Origin of the sequence: Paracholeplasma morum (assembly GCF_016907055.1) — a bacterium.
Taxonomy (GTDB): domain Bacteria; phylum Bacillota_I; class Bacilli_A; order Acholeplasmatales; family UBA5453; genus Paracholeplasma; species Paracholeplasma morum.
The window spans coordinates 41,372-64,788 of record NZ_JAFBBG010000005.1; the positions used below are offsets into that span (position 1 = coordinate 41,372).

The 23,417-nt window shown below is 32.6% G+C and carries 18 protein-coding genes; all 18 read left to right on the forward strand.

The genetic code is table 11. From position 1 onward, the window contains the following. The first annotated feature begins 189 nt into the window (after positions 1–189). The 18 genes from JN09_RS03480 to JN09_RS03565 all read left to right on the forward strand — a co-directional run bounded on the left by JN09_RS03480 (position 190) and on the right by JN09_RS03565 (position 23,384). Positions 190–720 (forward strand): DUF6933 domain-containing protein, encoded by a 531-nt coding sequence (locus JN09_RS03480; RefSeq protein ID WP_373422796.1) that lies wholly within the window; start codon positions 190–192, stop codon positions 718–720. 280 nt (positions 721–1,000) lie between these two features. Beyond that, positions 1,001–1,438: a hypothetical protein gene (locus JN09_RS03485; RefSeq protein WP_204432694.1), complete on the forward strand. Its 438-nt coding sequence runs from the start codon at positions 1,001–1,003 to the stop codon at positions 1,436–1,438. Positions 1,439–1,464: 26 nt separating this feature from the next. After that, the gene (locus JN09_RS03490) at positions 1,465–1,668 is read left to right on the forward strand and encodes a hypothetical protein (protein WP_204432696.1); all 204 of its coding nucleotides are present in this window, start codon (positions 1,465–1,467) and stop codon (positions 1,666–1,668) included. Between the two features lie 71 nt (positions 1,669–1,739). Beyond that, positions 1,740–1,976, forward strand: a complete 237-nt coding sequence (locus JN09_RS03495; RefSeq protein WP_204432698.1) for a helix-turn-helix domain-containing protein — start codon at positions 1,740–1,742, stop codon at positions 1,974–1,976. Positions 1,977–2,095: 119 nt separating this feature from the next. Further along, positions 2,096–3,643: an AAA family ATPase gene (locus JN09_RS03500; RefSeq protein ID WP_204432702.1), complete on the forward strand. Its 1,548-nt coding sequence runs from the start codon at positions 2,096–2,098 to the stop codon at positions 3,641–3,643. Next, positions 3,643–6,615 (forward strand): AAA domain-containing protein, encoded by a 2,973-nt coding sequence (locus JN09_RS03505; protein WP_204432703.1) that lies wholly within the window; start codon positions 3,643–3,645, stop codon positions 6,613–6,615. Before JN09_RS03500 ends, JN09_RS03505 begins: the two co-directional genes overlap by 1 nt. A gap of 12 nt (positions 6,616–6,627) precedes the next feature. Then, the gene (locus tag JN09_RS03510) at positions 6,628–8,130 is read left to right on the forward strand and encodes a hypothetical protein (protein ID WP_204432705.1); all 1,503 of its coding nucleotides are present in this window, start codon (positions 6,628–6,630) and stop codon (positions 8,128–8,130) included. A gap of 4 nt (positions 8,131–8,134) precedes the next feature. Further along, positions 8,135–9,502: a hypothetical protein gene (locus tag JN09_RS03515; protein WP_204432707.1), complete on the forward strand. Its 1,368-nt coding sequence runs from the start codon at positions 8,135–8,137 to the stop codon at positions 9,500–9,502. Further along, positions 9,495–9,692: a DUF2997 domain-containing protein gene (locus JN09_RS03520; RefSeq protein ID WP_204432710.1), complete on the forward strand. Its 198-nt coding sequence runs from the start codon at positions 9,495–9,497 to the stop codon at positions 9,690–9,692. Before JN09_RS03515 ends, JN09_RS03520 begins: the two co-directional genes overlap by 8 nt. Continuing rightward, a complete protein-coding gene (locus JN09_RS03525) occupies positions 9,689–10,222 on the forward strand; it encodes a hypothetical protein (RefSeq protein ID WP_204432712.1) in 534 nt (177 codons plus the stop codon). The genes JN09_RS03520 and JN09_RS03525 overlap by 4 nt, the downstream gene beginning before the upstream one ends. Continuing rightward, on the forward strand, positions 10,219–10,767 hold the full coding sequence (locus JN09_RS03530; RefSeq protein ID WP_204432714.1) for a 4Fe-4S single cluster domain-containing protein: 549 nt from the start codon (positions 10,219–10,221) through the stop codon (positions 10,765–10,767). Before JN09_RS03525 ends, JN09_RS03530 begins: the two co-directional genes overlap by 4 nt. A 105-nt stretch (positions 10,768–10,872) precedes the next feature. Next, on the forward strand, positions 10,873–14,622 hold the full coding sequence (locus JN09_RS03535; RefSeq protein WP_204432727.1) for a sacsin N-terminal ATP-binding-like domain-containing protein: 3,750 nt from the start codon (positions 10,873–10,875) through the stop codon (positions 14,620–14,622). Positions 14,623–15,194: 572 nt separating this feature from the next. After that, positions 15,195–15,506, forward strand: a complete 312-nt coding sequence (locus JN09_RS03540; RefSeq protein WP_204432729.1) for a hypothetical protein — start codon at positions 15,195–15,197, stop codon at positions 15,504–15,506. Then, a complete protein-coding gene (locus JN09_RS03545; RefSeq protein ID WP_204432731.1) occupies positions 15,503–16,723 on the forward strand; it encodes a PDDEXK-like family protein in 1,221 nt (406 codons plus the stop codon). The genes JN09_RS03540 and JN09_RS03545 overlap by 4 nt, the downstream gene beginning before the upstream one ends. A 185-nt stretch (positions 16,724–16,908) precedes the next feature. Next, positions 16,909–18,744, forward strand: coding sequence for a heavy metal translocating P-type ATPase (locus JN09_RS03550; RefSeq protein WP_204432733.1), 1,836 nt, complete (start codon positions 16,909–16,911; stop codon positions 18,742–18,744). Positions 18,745–18,751: 7 nt separating this feature from the next. After that, positions 18,752–19,210 carry a thioredoxin-dependent thiol peroxidase gene (gene bcp / locus JN09_RS03555; RefSeq protein ID WP_204432735.1) on the forward strand — a complete coding sequence of 153 codons (459 nt, stop codon included), beginning with the start codon at positions 18,752–18,754 and terminating at the stop codon, positions 19,208–19,210. Positions 19,211–19,336: 126 nt separating this feature from the next. After that, positions 19,337–22,870: a pyruvate:ferredoxin (flavodoxin) oxidoreductase gene (gene nifJ, locus JN09_RS03560; protein WP_204432737.1), complete on the forward strand. Its 3,534-nt coding sequence runs from the start codon at positions 19,337–19,339 to the stop codon at positions 22,868–22,870. A gap of 313 nt (positions 22,871–23,183) precedes the next feature. Next, positions 23,184–23,384, forward strand: a complete 201-nt coding sequence (locus JN09_RS03565) for a hypothetical protein (protein ID WP_204432738.1) — start codon at positions 23,184–23,186, stop codon at positions 23,382–23,384. Positions 23,385–23,417 lie beyond the last annotated feature (33 nt).

A 23,417-nucleotide genomic window follows, 5' to 3' on the forward strand; every position in this document is an offset into this window, starting at 1 on the left:
TTTGTAGGATAGGGCTTTTGACCTTGCCCTATTCCAAACAAATGCATCATCGTCAGCACTTGCCTATCTTCACTAAAAACTAAAAAAAGTGGTAAGCTATTACAGTTATTTTGATCAGTTTGAACACTTAATAATTCAAGGTACACATTCACTATTTTGGTATAATGAAGCTAAGTGAGGAATGAGACGATGCACATACAATGTACTAAAACAATGCTAGATTATATAAAACCGAATGTTATAGAACATATCACGGAAAACGATATGTATGCTTGGCATGCACATCTAATTAAAAGAAGTGGAAAGAATCTACTCGTATTAATGTATGATTTTTCAAGATTTACAGTTGTATTCTATGGGTTAAAGAAAAGTCACATTAAAGAACTCTATCCCATGATCAGTGTCGCTGTGATGAATTCTATGATGGATGCTGGTATACCATTAGATGCAATAGGAGCCTATGTTGATAGACGACCTGAATCACTATCATTTAGCAAGACTAAGAATAGAACATTGGTTGCTAGGTTAAATAAAGCAGTCGAAATGGCTGATCATATATTAGGCACTGATGGATATCACCCAGACTCTATTGAACAAAGACATGCGAGTTTATTTTGCAATGAGTTACTCGTTTGTGAAGATAATTATAAAGTCTTTTATTATCCAAAGAATAAGTTAAGAGAGTGCGCAAATGGACTGATAAGTAGTCACCTTATTTAAGTAACGATTCAGATCAGAGCAATCAGGTCTTTTTTTGCGTCTGTTATTTGACGCTTACATTTATATAGGAAAGAATGGTTTGAAGAAATGACCATTTCCTATAAAGATGGTTGAATTTGCTTTATTTCCATAGAGTGAGATCATAACATGAACGTATATAATGCATGGAATCAAAATACGTCCGATTCTCTAAACAGTATTAATATATGAACCAATAGTTCAATACAGTATTCTTAATCCTATCTTAAAATGGAGGTGTCAAAGAAAGAAGGGGAAGCAAATGACAAGCAAGAACAAGTTATATAAAGTGACAGTTAAATGTGGACATGTAAAAAAGAATTATTACATACCAATTACATTTGCAATAAAGGCTGAAGATGGCAAAGAAGCAGCAGCAATTGCAAGATGGATACCGAGAGTAAAACATCATAATAAAAATGCAGTTCTTGAATGTGTAGAAATTGATTATGATGAGTTTCAAGAAATCAACACTAAAAATAGAAGCAACCCATACTTAAAATGTTCAAGTAAACAAGAACAAAGATACCTCATTCCAAATATTGATGAATTGGTTGTTAACGAGGACGAACAAAAGAGAAATATGAAGCAAAAAACAGATAGAATTCAATACGTTTTAAAAAAACAAAAAATAGAACTACTTTGGACAGAAAAATTGATGCAACTCGGAAGAGAGGAGTATTCTTATCAACTAACATAGTTTATGGAATACAAGAAAACAACCATATGAATAAAGATGTTAAATTGCATTTTTATAAGAATTTAGACTACTTATGTAAAGCAAACCAAATATCAATTAACGATTTAAAAGTAGAACTAGGAATCAAAGGAGCAATCAAATCCCTAGAATCATTCATAAAGATTTGTAATTTCTTTGATGTTATTGCAGATGATATTCTGTTTACTACTTTGAAAGACACTACCAAATAGTGTATAATCAAAGTGCCTTAATCATACAACTCAATGATCGAATACTTTCGTGAAAAGGAGAGAAACGTATGATGAAAGGTGAAAAACAGGATAGATACCAATTGGACTTTTGGAGTATTGGAAACAATATCCGCAAAGTTAGGGAAGAAAGAGGTATATCTAAATTCGACCTAGCAAATGAATTGGGCTTAAGTGATGATCGTTCGATCTATTACTATGAAAATGGTGATAAATTGACGCTTCAGCGCATAGCACAAATCAGTAAAGTTCTTGGTGTCACTGTTGACAGCCTCCTAGTTTTTAACTAAGGGGCTGTTTTATTTTTTATCGTAAACACAGTTTAGACTAACTTTTGATGTCGAAATAGTATAAAATATTAATATAAGTAAACGATGAATATAAAAAATCATAAAAGGGGATATGAAATATGACACATTTTGAAGAAGAGTTTGAACTTTTACTTAAATGCAAGACACCTTTAATTGAAGTTGTGACACATGAGTGGCAAAGATTACAGAGCTTACTAAATACAATCTCATCGACACAGATGACAAAATGGAAAAGATGGAATAGAGCTGTTGGCCTTATCGACAGTGAAGGTAATGTAGAACCGATTCAAGATCCATTGATGATCTTAAAAAAATTTAAAGATGAGAATGAATCAAGCCATCTTATTCTTGAAAACTTTAATTTTTACTTACAAAACCCAGATGTAGTTAATCTGCTCTTTGAAATTGTTAAGATGAAGAAAATATTTAATAAGACAATTATCATTGAGTCGTCAGAACTATGTATACCTAATGCATTAGCAAAGGAAATTGTAGTTTTAAATATGCCATTACCAAACAAAAAATTCATTAAAAAGATAGCAGAAAGTGTCATTATTAACACTGAACTTGAATCGAAAAACTATGAAATCACTGATGAGTTATTGAGCAGTGTGTTAGGATTAACTACAACAGAAGTTAATCTTGCATTTCTCAAAGCAGCTGAAAAATTTGGTAAGTTAGATAATAGCGTTATCGACTATTTGATTACAGAAAAAGAACATATCATTAAAAAGGAAGGATTGCTAGAATATTATCGTGCAGAAGAGAGTATGGATAGTGTTGGTGGTTTGTATAACCTAAAAGAATGGTTAAAAGTTCGTGCAAACGCATTTACACCTAAAGCGCTTGAATACGGCATTGATACACCTAAAGGGGTTCTATTATTAGGGTTACCTGGATGTGGTAAGAGTCTTACAGCAAAAAGTATTGCTAAAACATGGAAATTTCCTTTATTAAGATTTGATCTTGGAAAAGTTTTCGGTGGTATTGTTGGTCAGAGTGAATCAAACATGAGGAAAGCACTTGATGTTGCAACTACAATCGCACCATGTGTGCTTTGGATTGATGAAATTGAGAAGGGGTTATCGGGTCTAAGTAGTTCTGATAGAACAGATGGTGGTACTGCATCAAGAGTCTTTGGGACATTACTCACTTGGATGCAAGAAAAAAAAGAACCAGTCTTTGTGGTTGCTACAGCTAATAATATCGAAAGTTTACCCCCAGAGTTACTTAGAAAAGGTAGATTTGATGAGATCTTTTTCGTAGATCTTCCTTCCAAAGAAGAAAGAAAAGAAATTCTTAGAATACATATTAGTGGGAAAAAAAGAGATCCTAAAAAATTTAATCTAGATTTACTAGCTGAAAAAACCAGCGGACTAACGGGTGCAGAAATCGGATCGATTATATCTGATGCATTATTCACATCTTTTTCAAATCAAAGTGATTTAACAGATAAAGACATTATTGATGAAAGAAATAAGATTACACCACTATCTACTGTGATGGCAGAAAAAATTACTTCAATCCGTTCTTGGGCAAAAAATAGAGCGAGAATGGCGGGAAACGAATTTAACGAAGAGCTTACTGGTACAGATAAAGTAGTAAGACTTAAGAGTGAAAGCTATAATCCGCTATTGGAGGACTAATGGAAAATAAACAATACACACAGAAATCAAATACGATAAATCCCAAATATAAGATTAAAGATTTGTGCTATGAGGCAATTTATGGTCCTGCTTCTGGTGGAGCAAAGTCAACTGTAGCGGTGGATTATAGAAATTTCACATCATTTCTAAATAATGCTCATTATATTGCAAGTAAAAAAGAGGGAGTTTCTGCAAAATACACAAAAATTAACAAAGCTCATGAGTATCAATTAAATCATTGGATAAAGATTACTTCAACACAAAAACTAATTAAAGGTAAACTGGTTTCTGATGAAACTAAAATAAAAAATGCTATTGAATTCGATATCGAAGTAAACGATGTACCTTTGGAGACTATTGAAGTTAATGGCAAATCAGTCGAATTTATCAGAATAGATCATAAAACACTTCTAATTGAAAAAACTGATGGTGAGATGGTTTTCAATCAAAATACTGAAATCCAACCAACGTTTGATCTTATTATACCAACTAGTGTTATCTACAATGGTGACATGATTCCTGTCAAAGACAATCGTGCTGTAATAGAAAAATATAGTTATAATGAAGCAACACATCCAGAGTATCCCCAAATCATATACAAACTGACAAAAACAAATGATAAAGATCAACTCAATACGATCACAATTGAATTAGAAGATGATGATTCGCTGGATTTTTCAATCTATGATGTGTTTTTTTCTGAAGATATCGAAAGCATCTATTTTAGAGATAATAAAAAGAAAGAATTCAAAATTGTAAGCAAACTAAAAGAATATGGACAACTAGTAATTAAGGTTGAGCAAAATGATCAAATTGAAGATAGGGGATTTGTATCAATAAAAAATAATACTTATCAACTTAGATGTCAAAAAAATGCTTTAAGCATCCTAGTTGATCGTCCCAGCATTTACCACCATCCCTTGCTACTTTTAAGTGATGATAAGAGTAAGTCGTATTTAAGCAGATTCAACAATGTTTCGGCATTATCAATTGATTATAAAGTGCTAACAGATTCTTCGAAAAAAGGTAACTCAATACAGCAACAATTTGTTCAAAAAACACTTCAAACCCCTGATTTTATGATTCTTGAAGGACCTCCAGGTAGTGGAAAAACCACAACAATCCTTGAGTTTATCTATCAAGCACTTAAAGATGGTAAAAAGGTTTTATTATGTGCATCGACTCATGTTGCAATCGATAATGTTCTTGAAAAAATGCTTGAACATAAACAAAAAGATGAATTTCTAAGAGTCATTAATCCACTTAGGGTTGGAGATGAAGACAATGTTTATGTGGAAGATGTAAAGCAATATAGCTACAAGAGATTAATGAGTGATGTACCTGACAACTATAAGGATATTGCTTTAGACAGTTTTAATTTGGTTTGTGGAACAACGATAGGAATCTTACAGTTTCCACCTTTTAAAGAACTTTTAGGTCACGAAAACAATACACAAAGTATTGATCCAATGTTTGACTATTTGATCATTGACGAAGCTTCTAAAACAACATTTAACGAGTTTCTTGTTCCTGCGGTATTTGCAAAAAGATGGGTCATTGTTGGGGATGTTAAACAACTAGCACCATACGTTGAAAAGAACGATTTAGTTCCAACTTTGATTTATTCTAAACCTCTGGATAATAGAGATCATCGAGAAGCCATCTATTTCTTAAAGCTAATTGAAAATGAGAGAAAATGGATTAATAAAGTATTCATGATGTCGGGCTCGTCGATTAAGTACATTGATGCATTTATTAAAACAACCAATCTAATCGCAATAACGGATACACATTTAAACAACATTGAAACAATAAATTCACATGATATCAGAAACTGCAGCGCAAAGTTGACTTTACTGTCTATACCAGACATGGTTATTATTGGTGAAGATGAACTTGTTAAAAAGGCTCTACCTTACATGAACAATCAATATCTAGTCTTGAGTCACAAAGAAAACATAGGTTCGTTTAAAGCTGAAATTTTCAAGGATTTTTCAATATTACATCATCGAAATCACGAACTTTATAGTTTGATTACAAAGTCATCTGAAGAGTACGGTAAAAAACTTGAAGATGAAATTATTTGGAGATTAATTCGTATGTACGAGCTTATTAACAACCGAGAAAGCAACAAAACGGTTGGCTATGATAATTACATTAGCAGTATTAAAAACTACTTAAACGAAGAAGATTCAAAAAATTATGATGACATAATAGCAACCATTTCTGAAATTGCCCTACCGTCAATTATTACTCTAATTCAAAACGGATTAAAAAAGAAATCAAATAATCCTAAAAGAACTATATTAAACGAAGGGTTTTCAGATGAAGATCGAGTGAATCGGTTTGTATCATTAGAGTATCAGTACCGAATGCATCCAGAAATCTCTGAGTTACCGCGTACTTACGTTTATGACAATAAAGCATTACAAGACGATACGAGATCTTATCTACAATTCGAATATATAGATACTAAGCGTCGTTTTGAAAGAAGACATATTACATGTGATACAGTTTATAAAAATCAAAACGAAAATGAAGCCAATGCGATTATGGAAGAACTAGATAAGTTCATTAAATTTGCAGCTAATAAAACCAGAAATTATGATTTAGCAGTACTTACCTTTTATAATGGCCAAGTCTTTCTACTTAGAAAAAAACTACAAAAAAGATTTAAAAACCAGAATAAATTTAACTTTAAAGAAGGTAACGTAAGAATCACATTGAATAACGTAGATAAATTTCAAGGACAAGAAGCTGACATTGTTTATTTATCGATGGTTCAAAATGATCGAGTGGGATTTCTAGATTCAGTCAATCGTATGAATGTTGCAATAACTCGCGCTAAAGATAAAGTTATTTTATTTGGGAACGAAGACTTCTTCAAAAAACAAACAGACTCAGTTTTATTGAAACAGATTTATACACATGAATTTGCACCAATAAAAAGTGCAAACCCATTTAGGTGGTAAAGGAGTGATTCAATGAGAATACTATATAAAACAACTGGAACACTAAGCAATTTCGAAGCAAAAGTTGATTTAAAACTTGATCGATCTCGAAATGATTTCAAGGCTTTATTGACTGAGATAAGTTCAGGTAATAAGATCGACACAATATTTAAATCCATTGCCATTTCCAATTCAATCGAGAAAATCTTGAAAAATAAAGGTTTTATTGATGCAAGTGGGAAACTAACAAAATCAGGCAAAGACTTTATCAATATTCCACGTTTAGAAGAAACAGAGTCAGGTACTTACTCTATTGATCATGTTGCATTACCAATTGGAATTGAGATTGTACATTTCTTTTCTGCCATGAGAAGAACAATCTCTAATGAAAAAAGAGCTTCGTCCCAGTGGTATGTCCAAAATTTACTAACTCAAAATCAATTTGTAACAGATAGGAAAGATGAAATCGTTTATTTTAAAGAAGTTAGTTTACCTAAACAACTGAAAAGTGTCTTTAAAGGTGAGGACAAGAGCACTGAAATCAATGTCAACTTAGTCGAAAAGACATATAGTATCGATAAGGGGACATGGCTTGACACTGGGGATAATCTATATTCAAAAGTACTATCATATGCTTATGATGTTCTCAAAAAAAATCCATATGGACGATTTGATTTAGTTCGAAATCTACTATACATTGACTCGCTGAAAGACTTTTCTGATCAAGAGCTTGTCACTGGCGAACTTGATCGATATTCTTTTCAAGGTATAGAAGTGAGTAAGTTTCCACTATGCATTGATAAAGTAGCTATGGCTAAACAGTATGCATACCTTTATATGTATTATCGTTTAAAAGATGATGCGATATATAGTTTTAAAGAAATGGATGAGATATTCCAAAACGAAGTTTTAACTAAGGATATATTTACTGAATCAGTTAAGCAAAATCATTCAATGCTAGAGTTCCAATACGATTATAACGGGTTTAAAGATAATCTAAGTGCAGATAAATTCAACAATCTATCTTATAAGTTAAGAGTTTTGGAAGAGTTCTTAGATTTAACTATTGTTGATAATGAGTTTTCTAGAGCAAGAAATTACTCAGATATCGTCAACAAATTTAAAACTACAATGTCTGGTTCATCTGTTCATCATTTATACATGGTGATGGGTTATCCTTTCGCCAAAAATGCTAAGACAAAAACACGTGAAATGGTAGAAGCATTTAAAAAAGAGTATGCAAACATTTCCATCGTCAAAAAAGGAAATGAGCAGCAAGAAAATGCTGAAATAGAAAACGATGTAAGAAAAATGGGAGTACTAGTCAAAAAAAATTCAGCTATCAAGAGCGCTTTTCATGATCGCTATCTGGTTTTTGAACTTGAAAACAAGACATTTGAAGTCTACCTAGTCACTTGTGAAATTGGACAATTTTTCAACCCATCGACTAATCAACCCTTAGGCTCAATTTTTAAAGTTAATACACATGAAATCACAAAAGAGAATCACAACTTGATTCAATTGGTAAAGGAGTAATCATATGATAAGAACAAGAGAGTTTTCAAATTTGGATAAAACAATTAAATATGGCTTTATCTATGATCATGAAAAAGTTAGTCCTATTACCATTGAAGATGTTTTATCGGAAGTATCTAAAAGCATTTTAATTTACGATACAAAAGGGTCTGTATTTTATGAATTCGCATCAAAAGCATCAAAGTTAATGAACAATCCAAATATTGTTTATGCAGGACTTATCAATCATAAAATTCTTCAAGAACTTAAGAATAAAGGCATTGTATCTGGATTTTATCGCTCAACCTTAAAAGACATAGATGTAGCAATAGCAATTGTCGACAAGACAAAAGCGTATTTGATTGTGGATTCTAAACATATTATTAGACTGAGCGATCAAAAAGTTTCATCTGAACTTTTTCAGTTTATTAATCACGTCTTATGGAGTCGTGCTGATTTTGAAGTATTGAACAATAACGCCCCAAAGAAAATAAGCGAAATCAGATTAAGTGTCGTCATTCCAACGTTTAACGCTTTGATAAGAAAATCAAAAATCAATGAAGAATTGTTGCTATTTGGAACAGAAGATTTCAATAATCCTCAGATGTCAATGTTATCTCAACCTAAAGATTTAGAAAAAGATGCCTATATCATTAATCAAAACATTTCAAGCTTATGTGGATTTAAAAACGAATTTTATATGAAATTGTTTGACGACGTCTATGCACCTATTGGCAATGATGTTAAACATTTAGTTATTGGAAGAAGTTTTAAAGAAGAAAAAATTAAATCTCTAATAGATAGAGACCTCTGGTTTGATGGAAAAAAACGAGTTATTGAGAAAACAAAAGAATTCACTTCGACAGTTTATAAACCTCTTGATGAATATAAATCATTTAATCCAGATTTTGATCAGATCTATAATCAACAAGTCAAAGAAAACTATGGAGTTGTAAAGATCAATGTCGATGTTAAGCCAATTATCATTGATTCTTCATATCAGTTAAGTGCGAAGTATAAAAAAAGGGCAGAGACAGAAAAACTACTATCTGAAAATTTAAGCAAACTAAAAAAGCTAACCGATGAAGATAATGCAAAAATTATTGATAGCATAATTAGTACAAAGTTGCTATTAGAACGTATTAGAAAATACAATGAATTTTTAAGTCAAACAGAGTTTGGTGAAGAGACACTTAAGAATAAAAAAGCAAGTGTTTCAAAAATCAACGTAGGAAAAGAAGAAATTTCAGTCCCTCAAGAACTTTTAGGAAAACTATATACAAAATCAAATAAACAGTTCATGGCTTTAAAAGATGAAGAAAAAATTACCGAAGCTAATAAGTGGCTAAGTGAAAATAATCAAGAAGCAACATTGGTGCTTAGCAATGAATGATAAGAAGATTAATGTAACCATTTCAAAAGATGCACAAATATATCTTGAAACTGATAACTTTAAAGGTGAATCTTGTGTTGAAGCAATCAAAGAACTTTTTGAACAATTTCTTGATATCGACAATTTTGAACATACTTCAGAGTTCTATGAAAAAGATGAAGAATTAAAAATTGAGGTGAATCTCAAGTGAGCAGTATTGTAAGAAATATTAATTTGCATCTTATATGCGCAAGCAATCTATTACCTAAAGACGAAATGATCAATAGTTTTATGAACACCATTGATGAATTAAACATAAAAATCTCAAAGAACATTTTGGTGTTTGGTAACGGAAAAACCGCGAAAATAACGATGGGTGAACGCATTGTTATCCACACAGATTCGAACCAAATAAGTTCTATACAAAGTCAAATTGAACTTCTAAGAGAACTGTTTACAAGAAGAGCCTTAGTTTCACAAAAAAATTATCAAGACCAGTTACTCGAGCAATCATATCGTGCAAATCGCGAAAATCATGATGCAACTGAACTTAGAAGTATCATTGATCAACTCGAAATGAAAATGGCTCAGTCAGAAGAAGCACTTAAGATTCAACAACTTCCATCATGTGAGGCTTTAGTTGAAGAGTTGAAAGTATCAGCAATTAATAAAGGATATGAAGTTGTACAAACTCAAAATAATGACAATGTCCAACTTCAATTTGTTAGGAGAACATATTGAGCACATATAATATTCATCATATTGCACATAACTCTAAAATATATGGTCCTGGTGATCGAGATGTCATTTGGTTCAAAGGATGTACAATCAGATGCAAAGGATGCATTAATCCTCATCTATGGTCTTTTGATAAAGAAAATGAGATGGCATTATCTTCAGTGCTGAGTTCAATTAAAGCAAAAGAAATCACTCTACTTGGTGGTGAGCCTCTTGACCAAAAAGACTTATATGATTTGATCGTAGAATTGAAGCATAGAGATATAGGCGTGATTTTATTCACTGGTTATTCGTATATAAATCTTGATGAAAAAAAGCTTCAAACAGTAAAACTATGTGATGTAGTTATCTCTGAACCTTTTGAATTAGAAAAAAAAGATGATTCTCTTTACTTGAGGGGATCATCTAATCAGATTATTACTTTCCATACGAATCGATATAATAAAATGGACTTTGAAGAAAGAACAGAATATGAGCTTGTCATTAATGATAAACTAGAGTTTAGAGGTAGAAAAGACATATCATTTATTGAAGCGTTATTGAAATAATGAAACTTTATACACCTGAAATGTGATTTAATAGATGTTAATTAGATATAATTCAAATATCAAGTTTTTAGTTAAATGAATATGAGTACAGGAGAATTTTAAATAATGATTCAGTCATTTGTAGATTATTTTGATTTACAACACGCAAAAACAATTGAAGAAATTGCAGACAAGATGCGTAACTTAAATCGTGCAATGAAATTGGGAAATACATATATTGATGAGATTCTATCAGACTTGTATTCAACTCCTACACACTTCATTTTTGAATTATTGCAAAATGCAGATGATTCAAATGCAAAACATGTATATTTATCGCTTGAAGAGGATAGATTAATCTTTACTCATGATGGTGATCCATTTGATATTGAGGATATTAAAAGAATTTGTGCAGTTAATGACTCGGCTAAAAAAATGCGGAAAGGAAAAATTGGTCAGTTTGGAATTGGATTCAAATCGGTTTATAGTATATGCAAAACACCAGAAATTTTCTCTGGTGATTTTAAATTTAAAATTATAGATTATAGGGTTCCTGAAAAAATAAACTCGGATGAAAATTTTACAAGTAAGACAAAAATCATCTTACCTTTCGAAAGTAGTATTTACACAAACGATGATATAAAAAGACAAATAAGCAACTCCTTAAAACTCTTAGATGAAGATACATTGTTGTTCATTAACAGTATAACAAACATACATATTGAAGATAAAGAGTTTATTTCAAAAGAAAATAATACATTGTTCTCTGATAATGGTAAAAACATAATTAATACACAAATCAAAATCGGTACTAATATAGTGCATTATTTACTTTTTGAAATAGAATTTGAATTGCTAAATTCTAAAACTAACGAAATAGACATTAAAAAGTGTCAAATAGCATATAAAATGGTTGATGGGAAAATAAACATGAATCAAGAAAGTACCAAGCTAATGGTTTTTTTTCCAACTCAACAAGATACAAAGGTTAGGTTAAAAGTAAACGGACCATTCAAAACCCAAAAACATCGAGAATCTGTTGATTATGCTGATGGAGACAACAAGTATATACTAGAGCAGTTAGTTGAATTATACAAATATTCAATCTTAGAACTAAAGAGAATGAATCTACTAACATATGAAGTTATTTCACAATTACCAATAAAAAAGGTTAATTATTATAACTGGGATTCTTTAAGCAATAGATATTTATTACAGACAAGATTATTTGAAGAAACAAAGGAATTATTCCAAAAAGAAGAGTTAATTAAAACAATAGATGGTGAATTTGTTGCTCACGATAAAGTTCTTTTACTGCGTAATTTTGGATTGCAAGATTTGCTATCTGAAAACGAGCTTAAACTTATATTTGGTAATAGATCAAAATGGATAAGCAAAAAAACTTTAAGTAGTGATAATTATGATGATCAAGAAGATAGAGGGGATTTATACGATTTTTTGACAAAAGAATTATTAATTCCAGATTTATATTACAGATTATTTCTGAATAGTACGACAGATTATTTTTGGGATAAGGTAACGAATCAATGGCTTATAAAATTTTACAGATTTTCTCTATCCCAAATAGGTACATTATCAGATAGCAATTATAATCAGCTAAAAAATAGAAAATTCATACGACTAGGAAATGGATCAATGATAGCACCTATGGATTCAAATGGTGTTATAGTCGTTTTTTTACCAACTTCAGAAAACAATTATGACTCGAAAAAGGACATTCATAGGGATTTACTAAGTGATTCCACATCTCTAGAATTTTTTTCTAAAATCGGGATTAAGAAAGCATCTAATTTTGAATTTATAAAGAATGACATCGAAAAATATTTGTTAAATAGTATAAGTGTTACTGATTATATCGAATATTTTGAAATGTTCATAGAAACTTTCATGAATTCCGGATTAGATGAAAAAAAAGACATCATTGCATATTTAAGTGATAAAAAAATATTTATAGACACGAATAATAATAAACATATCGGAAAGGATATTCTAATACCTACGGATGACTTACTTAATCTTTATAACGGGTATGATGAAGTGATTTTTCTTAATAAAGAGGTATACGAGACTGTTTGCATGGATCTAGACTGTAATACTTATTTAGAAGAATTAGGGTTAAGAAAACACCCTAAAATCATTGAAACTAAGCGCACAATTCATTCGTTTTCATCATATTTTGCAGAAAATCATCCTGGTAAGGATATAAACTATTCACAAGGCGGTGGTGGTAGCGACTATTCTCTCGATGGTTTAGAATTCATTATATCTAATATTAACCCCATATCATCAAAAATACTCTGGAGATTTTTATCTGCAATCGATTTAAAATACTCAGAGATAGAAATCAGCTATAAAGTTAAATATGGATCGTGGGAAAAACTCATTAAGAAGTCCTCTCTGACTGAAAAACTTAATGATTATTCATGGATATACTTCGAGAATAAAAAATGCAAGCCTTCTGATGTTAGATATTCATCCATCAGTTTAATTTATTTACCACATCATTTTGTTTCCAGATTAGATTTCATAAAAGAAGCAACTTTGCCACCTGAAGTTGAACAAAGATTATTGTTATCAGAGGGTTATAGCAGCGAGGATATAAAAAATGCTTTCGAGTTGTTAGAACAAAAGAAAAAATCTGAACGACTTATGGAACTTAAGGGAGATTACTTATTAAATATACTTGAAAACACCTTAAATATTAATCTTAATGAAAAACAAAAAATTTCAATATATGCAATTGATTTTCGAGCATTATCAATCCATTCAAACCAAAAAGTTATCTTTGATATTTTAAAGGCAAGTAAAAAGACAATTAAAGAATTTAATTCGATTTCAGAATTAAAATTTAATACATTTAGTTATTTTCAATCCCTTTTGAATCAACAACTATCAATAAATGAAAGAGGATGGAAATCTTCCCTGTATAACAAAATGATAGAAACAACAGATATTACAGAACAAAGGCAATTCAGCAAGATGTTAACTCAATATGATCAATTTGAGTTTAATAATCTTTTCACTATTGAAACTGAACTTGACATTGAATTTGATTATGACAGTTTTTATAATTCAATCGATTTTCTTAAATACGACAAGTCAACAAAGATAATAAATCTGAATGAAAAGTATAATTTCAATAAAAGAGAATTTGATTGCAAATTACTAGAGAATAACATATCCGATGAGAAAATAGACTTGTTTTTAAATATTGTGCATAATCAAAGTTATATGTATCTAGGGATGATAGATAATTTATTTGAAGAATATAAGAAATATTTAGATGTGATACCTAAAAAGATTGTCGATGATTCATCTTATATGGATATAACATTTAGAAAAGCTACAACAAAACCAGTTTATATTGATAATCAAAGAGCAAGTAAAACCAGCACTAAGCAGGATATAGAAAGAAGTGAAAGAAGTAAATCTGCTTTTGGATTAAAAGCAGAAACAATTGTTTATAGATACTTGAATACTATAGCTGAAGGAGTTACCGAAATTGATTGGGTTTCTGAAAATGCAGACAAAGACATTTACCCAAATGGCAAAGCTGGACTTGGTTATGATTTTAAGTATAAACAAAATGAACTTACTTATTTTGTGGAAGTTAAAAGTAGTAAAAAATATTCAAAAAAATTGATTTTGACATTTTCAAAAAACGAAATCAAGTTTGCACGAAAAGCAAATGAAAAATATTTGATATTTATATGCAATGGAACTGGAACACAGAATCCTAAAATTGAGTGTATAGATAATATTTTTATTAGCGATGAATTTGAAATTGCAATTTTTGGAGAAGGATTTGCAGCAACACCAAGTGGATTTGACATATATATCGAAATTGAAGATTAAATGTTTTGACTAGTAAAATGTCTTACTTATTGTGAACATATAATAACAAGAACAATTAGAGTGCTAAAATCTTCTAAAGGGTGCTGATTTGTATTAATTTAGGTAGCATCACACAATTAGAATCTCATTTATACACTATCGAAGGAAATTACAGATGAAACATAAATATCAAAAAGTCATTGCATAGACAATCATTATTGACATAACTTTACAAAAAATATATATTGTATGTAATAAAACTCTCCGCACCTCTTTCGAATGTGTCCCAGGAGAGATTTTTTTTTGAAGAATAGCGTGGAAGTTAAAAATTTCAAAACTCTTGATCAACAAATAGAGTTGCTCAAAGACAGAGGTTGCATAATTCAATTCGAATGATACTGAATCATAAAAAACAGTGATATCGAACCAAATATATACATAGCCAGAAGTCATACTACCCTATTATGACAAAAATGTATTCTGATATAGTTATATGTTACAATTAAATAAATAGCTAAAAAAACAACCATCATCCAACATTATCATCAGCTATTATAATTGTTATTTATATTGATACAGAGAGGGATTAAGAAATGGACAAATTAACTACAATTAAGTTCTATTTATTTAATGGTTTTTGTTTATATTGCAGCAATAACTATGTTGCCCATAAGTACACGAAAGATGATTCTAATGGCTTTATTAGAGTGGATTATGTGACATCTATTTCTGACTATTTAAATGGGTTTGATGAAACAGAACCTGTCGATTCGCCATATCGCTTTGGCAATCATTCTATCAGTAAGCAAATTAAAGAGATTAGCCAAGCGGATGTAATAAACCTGTTTGGGATAGATGTTTTATCGGGAGCCTTATCACTATTTAAAAAAGAGTACACTCCATGAAATCCATTATTATAAATAGAATGTATGCAGGAGAATACCTAACAAAAGAAATAGGCGGGGGAGAAGTGATTAACCTTCTGCATGCAGATGATCAAAAGAACTACTGTTTTATCAATCCTATAGGTATGATTAACCCTGAGTATGATGATTCTGTATGTGCTGTTGTGCATACAAGGCTATATGAAGCTGGGTGTTTTGAGGTTATAGGGGTTAGTATCATTGGAAAGTCTGGACAACTCTTTCATCCTAAAGGTTATTCCAAGAAAGATAGAGTCGCCTCAGCAGTAAACCAATTAAGAGCATATGAACGAAATAATCCCATTACTTATGGAGGGTTTCCCTATGTGATGACCAATGAATCATGGCCGACCGTTAGTTTCGTATCAGAGAAGTTATTACGTCCAAAAACACTAATATATATCATTGATAGTGCGTATGATAAGTCAATCAATCAAGAACTCACTATATGCCAAATGAGCGACAAAAGATTTGCTAGACAATCCCTTATAATGTACGTAGATGATCTAAAGAACCCGAATTCCTATAGTAGTTTTATGGATATGATTAATAATGACGAATTGTGGTATGAAAAAACCATCACCGTTCACGACGGCATGAAAGAACATAACCGGTTTAATTTTCTTACCCTAATTAATAAAGAAGATGATGAACTCGCATTCTCAAATATGTTCAATCATTTTTTTACAAACCACCCAAAGCTTTTCAAAGACTTTGCCCAAACGGTAATGAATCTAAAGATCAGTGAAGAGTTTTCCATTAAAAGAGAGTTTCATAATATCGATTTATGGGTAGAAGACGAAGAATCTATTCTTGTCATCGAAAATAAGATTAAATCTGGGATTAACGGCGTGTCTAACAGACACGACTTTAGTGAAGATGGTCTTGTTCAATCGCAGTTATCAAAGTATTATGAATTCGCTATAAAAGAAGGAGAAAAACATAACAAGAAGGTATATTTGTATATATTTGTCCCAAATTATAATAAATTAGATTTATCCTCTTATAGTGGCAGCAAACACTATAAAGTGATTCGATACAAAGAGATTCATGCCTTTCTAACCACAAAGACTGTTAAAGATGCTTACTATAATGATTTTTGTAATGCCTTGTATAAACATACTAAAGACATTCCAATCGATTATAGTGAGATATTAATGAACTACTTAATCAAGCAAATTCAAAAACATGATAAATGAAATTAATGTGTGCCTCCATATCATAACGAGATGGAGGCATATTATGTATAGTACGTAGAGCTAACATGCTGTTTTTATTAAATTATGCATAATTATTCCAAATAGATAAGTTATTTATAATAAATATGAGCATTATTTATAATAATTAGATTACTCTATGTTATACTACTTATGGAGGATTTTTTATGAAAAACAACTTAAAACTTGAAACAGCATTTACTGTTATATCTGTAATATTGATTTTGACGGCAACCATATTTAAATCGTTATTGAATGAGACAACCTTAATGGTATTATATGGTTTATCGTTTTTAATTGGTGGGTTTTATAAGGCTAAAGAAGGGGTCTTAGAAACCATCAAAAACAAGGCATTAAACGTAGAAATATTGATGATTATGGCCGCTCTTGGTGCGTTTGTTGTTAAAAACTACGCTGAAGGCGCCATTCTAATTTTCATTTTTGCACTATCTGGCTTACTCGAAGACTATGCCAATGCGAAGAGTGAAAAGGCATTTACAAGTCTCTTAAAACTTGCTCCTGAACAAGCCATCTTAATCAAAGATGGTAAAGAAGAAGTGATTGCGGCAAGCAAACTTACAATCAACGATATTGTACTTGTGAAAGTGGGTTCATCTGTTCCAGCAGATGGCATTATCATCGACGGTAGTAGTTCTATAAATGAATCGATGATTACCGGAGAATCCGTTCCAGTTGATAAGGTTAAAGGCGATGCCGTATACTCAGGGACTTTAAACGTATCTTCAACTTTCCAAATGAAAGTTACGAAAGACATGAGCGAATCAACCGTACAAAAGATTATTGATTTCGTTCAAAGCGCTCATGATAATAAAACAGAAACAGAAACATTTATTGATAAGTTTGAACGTTATTATGTATATGTAGTTATCGCTTTATCAGCATTAACGATGATTATTCCAAGTGTGTTCGATATTTGGAGCAGTGATGTCGCAATCTATAGAGGGATTGTTGTCTTAGTCGTTGGATCCCCATGTGCACTGGTTGCCTCGGTATCACCAGCTGTATTATCATCTTTATCAAATGCCTCAAGAAAAGGAATTTTGATTAAAGGTGGAAAACACTTAGAAAAACTAGCAGAAATCGATTCCGTCTTACTGGATAAGACCGGAACCATCACCGAAGGTAGACCACAAGTAGCTGAAATCTATTGCACAGAGTCAGACAAATCTACTTTATGTGATGTTGTATATACCTTAGAAAAACAATCTACACACCCATTAGCAGGTGCGGTTGTAACTTATTTAAACGGCTCGAAAGATTTAGCCATTAAGACCACTGAAATTCCTGGTAAGGGAATTGAAGCCAACTATGATAATCACTTATGGCAAGTAGGTAGATTTGATGTTGCAATATCAGAAGACTTAAGGGTGAGAATTGATGCCGCCCATAAGGATGGATATACAACTGTTTTCGTATCTAAAGACCAAACACTTATTGGATTTATTTCTTTAATTGATAAGATCAGACCTAATGTTAAAGAATCCATTGGTGAACTTATTGAATTAGGGGTTAGACCGATTTTGCTAACAGGGGATAATCGCTATACAGCAGCAAATATCGCCAAAGAAGCTGGCATTAAGTATGTCTTAAGTGAGCTTCTTCCAGAAGACAAATTGAAACATGTTGAATCAATGAAAAAGAGCAATAAAACGGTAATGATGGTTGGTGATGGCATCAACGATGCGCCTGCACTCGCAAGTGCAGATGTTGGGGTTGCAATGGGTTCTGGCACAGACGTTTCACTAGAAACTGCGGATGTTGTATTCATGAATAATAAGATAGAAAACATCGGAATCTCGATTAAGCTAGCTAGACGAATGAAGGTTATCGCAAGACAAAATATGTTCTTCTCGATTACTGTAATTGCACTATTATTGATCTCGAACGTGTTCGGATTAATCAAGTTACCTCTAGGGGTTGTTGCCCATGAGGGATCAACTATTCTCGTTATTTTAAACAGTTTAAGATTATTAAGAAAGTAGGGATATTATGCTAGAAGTAGGGATGAAACCAAAGGATTTCCAGTTGAAGGATGCTTTTGGTAAAACACATAAATTAAGTGATTATTTAGGAAAGAAAGTTGTTTTATACTTTTATCCAAAAGACAATACGCCTGGGTGTACAACCCAGGCTTGTAGTTTTAGAGACATCTATCAAGAACTTACCAATGAGAATGTAGTCTTGTTAGGAATTAGCACGGATGATGCGATGAGTCATAAGAATTTTATAGAATCTTATAATCTTCCATTTGTTCTATTAAGTGACCCGGATCATGAAGTCTCATCTTATTTTGGTTCATATGGCGAAAAAAACCTGTACGGCAAAATTACGATTGGAATGAAGCGTAGCACATTTATTTTGAACGAAGAAGGCGTCATCGAAAAAGTTTTCAAGAAGGCAAGTGCAAAAACAAATGCTAGTGCGGTTTTGACCTTTATTAAGGGGTAGATTAGAAAGTTTTTAATATACGATAATATTCACATTTCGCGCTTTTATGAGGTTGCATAAATATTTGTTTTAAGTTATAATCTCATTGCGGGTTATTCTAAAAGAATAAGCAAAAGGAGGATAAAAATGGCTGATAAAAAAGTTATCAAGTCAATGGACGGCGCTGAAGCTGCATCGTATGTAGCGTATGCGTTGACCGAAGTAGCGGGTATCTATCCAATTACACCATCTACACCAATCGGTCAAAACGTTGACTTATGGGCTTCTCAAGGTAAGAAGAATATCTTTGGTATGCCAGTTAAAGTCGTTGAAATGCAAAGTGAAGCCGGAGCTGCCGGAACTGTTCACGGATCATTACAAACTGGGTTACTAACCACATCTTTTACGGCATCACAAGGTCTCTTGCTTAAACTGCCAAACATGTATAAGATCGCTGGTCAATTATTGCCAGGGGTTATCCATGTCGCTGCACGTTCAATCGCAGCACAAGCACTATCTATCTTTGGTGACCACCAAGACGTGATGGCTGCAAGACAAACAGGGTGGGCTTTACTAGCTTCAAACTCTGTACAAGAAGTAATGGATTTAGGTGGAATTGCACACTTAGCTGCAATTAAAGGTACAGTACCATTCTTACATTTCTTTGACGGGTTTAGAACTTCACACGAAGTTAATACAGTTGAAGTAATGGACTATAGTGTATTCGATCGTCTTTTAGACAGAGAAGCATTAAAGAAATTTAGAGATGGTGCATTAAACCCTGCACACCCTAAGACACGTGGTACGGCACAAAATGATGACGTATATTTCCAAACACGTACATTACAAGCATCAAAATATGCTGCTATTCCTGACATTGTCAATGAATACATGCAAGAAATATCTAAAGTAACAGGTCGTCCTTATGCACCATTCAATTACTATGGGGATCCAGAAGCAACAGATGTAATCGTAGCGATGGGTTCAGTAGTTGAAACTGCTAAAGAAACCATCGACTTCTTAACTCGTCAAGGTAAAAAAGTTGGTATGGTATCTGTTCATCTATTTAGACCATTTTCAGAAAAATACTTCTTTGCAGCAATGCCAAAGAGTGTTAAGAGAATCGCAGTTCTTGATAGAACAATCGAACCAGGCAGCACAGGAGAACCATTATACCTAGATGTTAAATCTATGTTCTATGGCAGAGATCATCAACCTACCATCATCGGTGGTATCTATGGATTATCTTCTAAAGATACAACCCCTAACATGGTTAATGCAGTGTTCAAAAACCTTGCTGGCGAACAAAAAGACCACTTCACAGTTGGTATCAATGATGACGTTACTCACACATCCATTGACTTCTCTGAAAATGTCGACGTAACAGACAAAGAAACTACTGAGTTATTATTCTTCGGATTAGGTTCTGACGGTACCGTTGGGGCTTCTAAGAATATCGTTAAGATCATCGGGGACAACACAAGCTTAAACTCACAAGCCTATGCAGCTTATGACTCTAAAAAAGCGGGTGGGGTTACACGTATGCACTTACGTTTCAGTCCACATGTAATCAAATCTACTTACCTAGTTAATAATCCACATTTCGTATCTTGTTCAGCTGATACATACTTACAAAAATACGATATGGTTAAAGGATTACGTCAAGGCGGTAAATTCTTATTAAATACACAAGTAGGCAAAGATGAGATCGAAGCCTTCTTGCCAAATAAAGTAAAACGTCAATTAGCACAAAAGAATGCTAAATTCTACATCATCAATGCTGTAGACTTAGCTTATGAAATTGGATTAGGAAGAAGAACTAATACAATCATGCAAAGTGCGCAATTACGTTTACTAGATCACATCATGCCATTTGCAAAAGCAGAAGAACTTATGAAGAAATATGCAGAAAAATCTTACGGACGTAAGGGTGAAGCAATTCTTCAAATGAACTACGCTGCGATTGAAGCTGGATACAAACACTTAGTTGAAGTAGAAGTTAAGCCTGAATGGGCATTCTTAGAAGACGAAGTGGTTGAGGCTCAAGACCGTCCATCATTCGTTAAGAATATCGCTGATATCGTTAACGCTATTGAAGGGGATTCACTTCCAGTTTCAGCATTCTTAGGTTATGAAGATGGTCATATGGATAACGGTTCTGCCGCTTATGAAAAACGTGGTATTGCAAACTTCATTCCAGGTTGGAGAGAAGAAAACTGTATCCAATGTAACCAATGCGTATTCGCATGTCCACATGCTGTTATCCGCGCATTCTTAGCAACTGAAGAAGAAGTAGCAAACGCTCCTGAAGGTTCTAAGTTCTTACAAGCTAAAGGTAAAGGTCTTGACCAATACAAATACACCATCCAAGTTTCAACACTTGATTGTACAGAATGTGGTGTGTGCGTTGAGGTTTGTCCAGCACCTGGTAAAGCTTTATTCATGACACCAATCGGACCAGAACTAAGTGCTGGTTCACAACAAATCGCTGACTACTTCTTCAATGAAGTAACATATAAGAATATTGGTAATGATAACGTCAAGAACGTTAACTTCAATAAACCATTATTCGAATTCTCTGGCGCATGTGCTGGTTGCGGTGAAACACCTTATATTAAAGCGATTACCCAATTATTTGGGGAACGTATGATCTTAGCGAATGCTACAGGTTGTACATCGATTTATGGTGCATCATTCCCTGCTACACCATACACAACACTTCCAAATGGTAGAGGTCCAGCTTGGGCTAACTCACTATTCGAAGATAACGCTGAATTCGGTTTCGGTATGAGAATTGCATACGAAACGATGAGAGATAGAATCCACAACCTATTTGCTAACCATTTAAGCGAAATGCCTGAATCCTTAAAGGAATTAGCATCAAGCTGGTTAGAAAATAGAGCATCTGGTGAAATCACTCAAGCGCTTGCTCCAAAACTTGAAGCTGAACTAGAAAAAGTTAATGCACCTTATGCTAAGGAATTACTAGAACTTAAAGATTACTTTGTTCGTGTGAGCCAATGGATCATGGGTGGAGACGGTTGGGCTTATGATATCGGTTATGGTGGTATCGACCACGTTATCGCTAATAACGAAGATGTTAACATCCTAATTCTAGACACTGAAGTTTACTCTAACACTGGTGGTCAATCATCTAAATCTGCACCAAGTGCTGCAATTGCAAAATTCGCTGCATCCGGTAAGAAGACTAAGAAGAAAGACTTAGCTGCAATCGCTATGAGTTATGGTCACGTTTATGTTGCCCAAATCTCTCACGGTGCATCACCAGCTCAAGTTATCAAGACTTTAAAAGAAGCTGAATCATACAATGGTCCATCTCTGGTTATTGCTTACTCACCATGTATTGAACATGGTATCAAGGGTGGCTTAACTCAATCTGCATCTCAAGCTAAACTTGCTACAGAATGCGGATACTGGCCAACATTCAGATATGACCCAAGACTAATTGAGCAAGGTAAGAATCCATTCCAAATCGATTCTAAGCCACCAGTCTGGGACAAGTATCAAGACTACTTATTATCTGAATCACGTTATGCACAGTTATCACAAATCAATCCAGATCATGCAGAAGAATTGTTAAATCAAAACTTAAATGATGCCAAGAACCGTTGGGCAATGTATCAACGTTACAAAGCAATGGATTATTCAAAAGCTGAATAACAATTAGAAAATAACTAAAGACTTAATGACCAATCGGTTGTTAAGTCTTTTTTATATTATATACGCGTACGTGTACGTACGTGCGCGCGCGTGAAATCGTGAAATACTAAAATCTTCAGTACGTCATATTCGGTTACAATACAATGTAGTGATTTAACACGATAATAATGCGATTTTATCAATCCTAAAGACGAAATCATCAAAAAAACAAAAAAAGAGCAAATAAATGTAAAGAAAATGTGCACTAATGCTTGAAATCGCATATGAATTGTGATAAATTAGTAATAATACAAAATGGAAAGGGGTTTTTATCGTGGGAAAAGTATCAAGAGATAAGCAAAAACATATCTACTTTATTGTTTTGTATCTAGTAATCTGCCTTTTACCAACAATCTTCACTTTGTTTTATCAAGGTAGAGAGTTTGTAGATTTAGGGTTGTTAATTACTACGATTCTTATTGTCATATTTGTGTTGCCAATAAGAAAACAGATTCTTGGATTAACAAGGAAGTAAAGGGATTTATCAAGTTGTTGTCATTAAAAATCA

Coding starts and splice junctions, on each gene's coding strand:
- JN09_RS03495 (WP_204432698.1), top strand. CDS start 1,740: ATGAAAGGTGAAAAACAGGATAGATACCAATTGGACTTTTGGAGTATT.
- JN09_RS03485 (WP_204432694.1), top strand. CDS start 1,001: ATGACAAGCAAGAACAAGTTATATAAAGTGACAGTTAAATGTGGACAT.
- JN09_RS03480 (WP_373422796.1), top strand. CDS start 190: ATGCACATACAATGTACTAAAACAATGCTAGATTATATAAAACCGAAT.
- JN09_RS03510 (WP_204432705.1), top strand. CDS start 6,628: ATGAGAATACTATATAAAACAACTGGAACACTAAGCAATTTCGAAGCA.
- JN09_RS03520 (WP_204432710.1), top strand. CDS start 9,495: ATGAATGATAAGAAGATTAATGTAACCATTTCAAAAGATGCACAAATA.
- bcp (WP_204432735.1), top strand. CDS start 18,752: ATGCTAGAAGTAGGGATGAAACCAAAGGATTTCCAGTTGAAGGATGCT.
- JN09_RS03515 (WP_204432707.1), top strand. CDS start 8,135: ATGATAAGAACAAGAGAGTTTTCAAATTTGGATAAAACAATTAAATAT.
- JN09_RS03505 (WP_204432703.1), top strand. CDS start 3,643: ATGGAAAATAAACAATACACACAGAAATCAAATACGATAAATCCCAAA.
- JN09_RS03545 (WP_204432731.1), top strand. CDS start 15,503: ATGAAATCCATTATTATAAATAGAATGTATGCAGGAGAATACCTAACA.
- JN09_RS03490 (WP_204432696.1), top strand. CDS start 1,465: ATGAATAAAGATGTTAAATTGCATTTTTATAAGAATTTAGACTACTTA.
- JN09_RS03535 (WP_204432727.1), top strand. CDS start 10,873: ATGATTCAGTCATTTGTAGATTATTTTGATTTACAACACGCAAAAACA.
- JN09_RS03550 (WP_204432733.1), top strand. CDS start 16,909: ATGAAAAACAACTTAAAACTTGAAACAGCATTTACTGTTATATCTGTA.
- JN09_RS03500 (WP_204432702.1), top strand. CDS start 2,096: ATGACACATTTTGAAGAAGAGTTTGAACTTTTACTTAAATGCAAGACA.
- JN09_RS03540 (WP_204432729.1), top strand. CDS start 15,195: ATGGACAAATTAACTACAATTAAGTTCTATTTATTTAATGGTTTTTGT.
- nifJ (WP_204432737.1), top strand. CDS start 19,337: ATGGCTGATAAAAAAGTTATCAAGTCAATGGACGGCGCTGAAGCTGCA.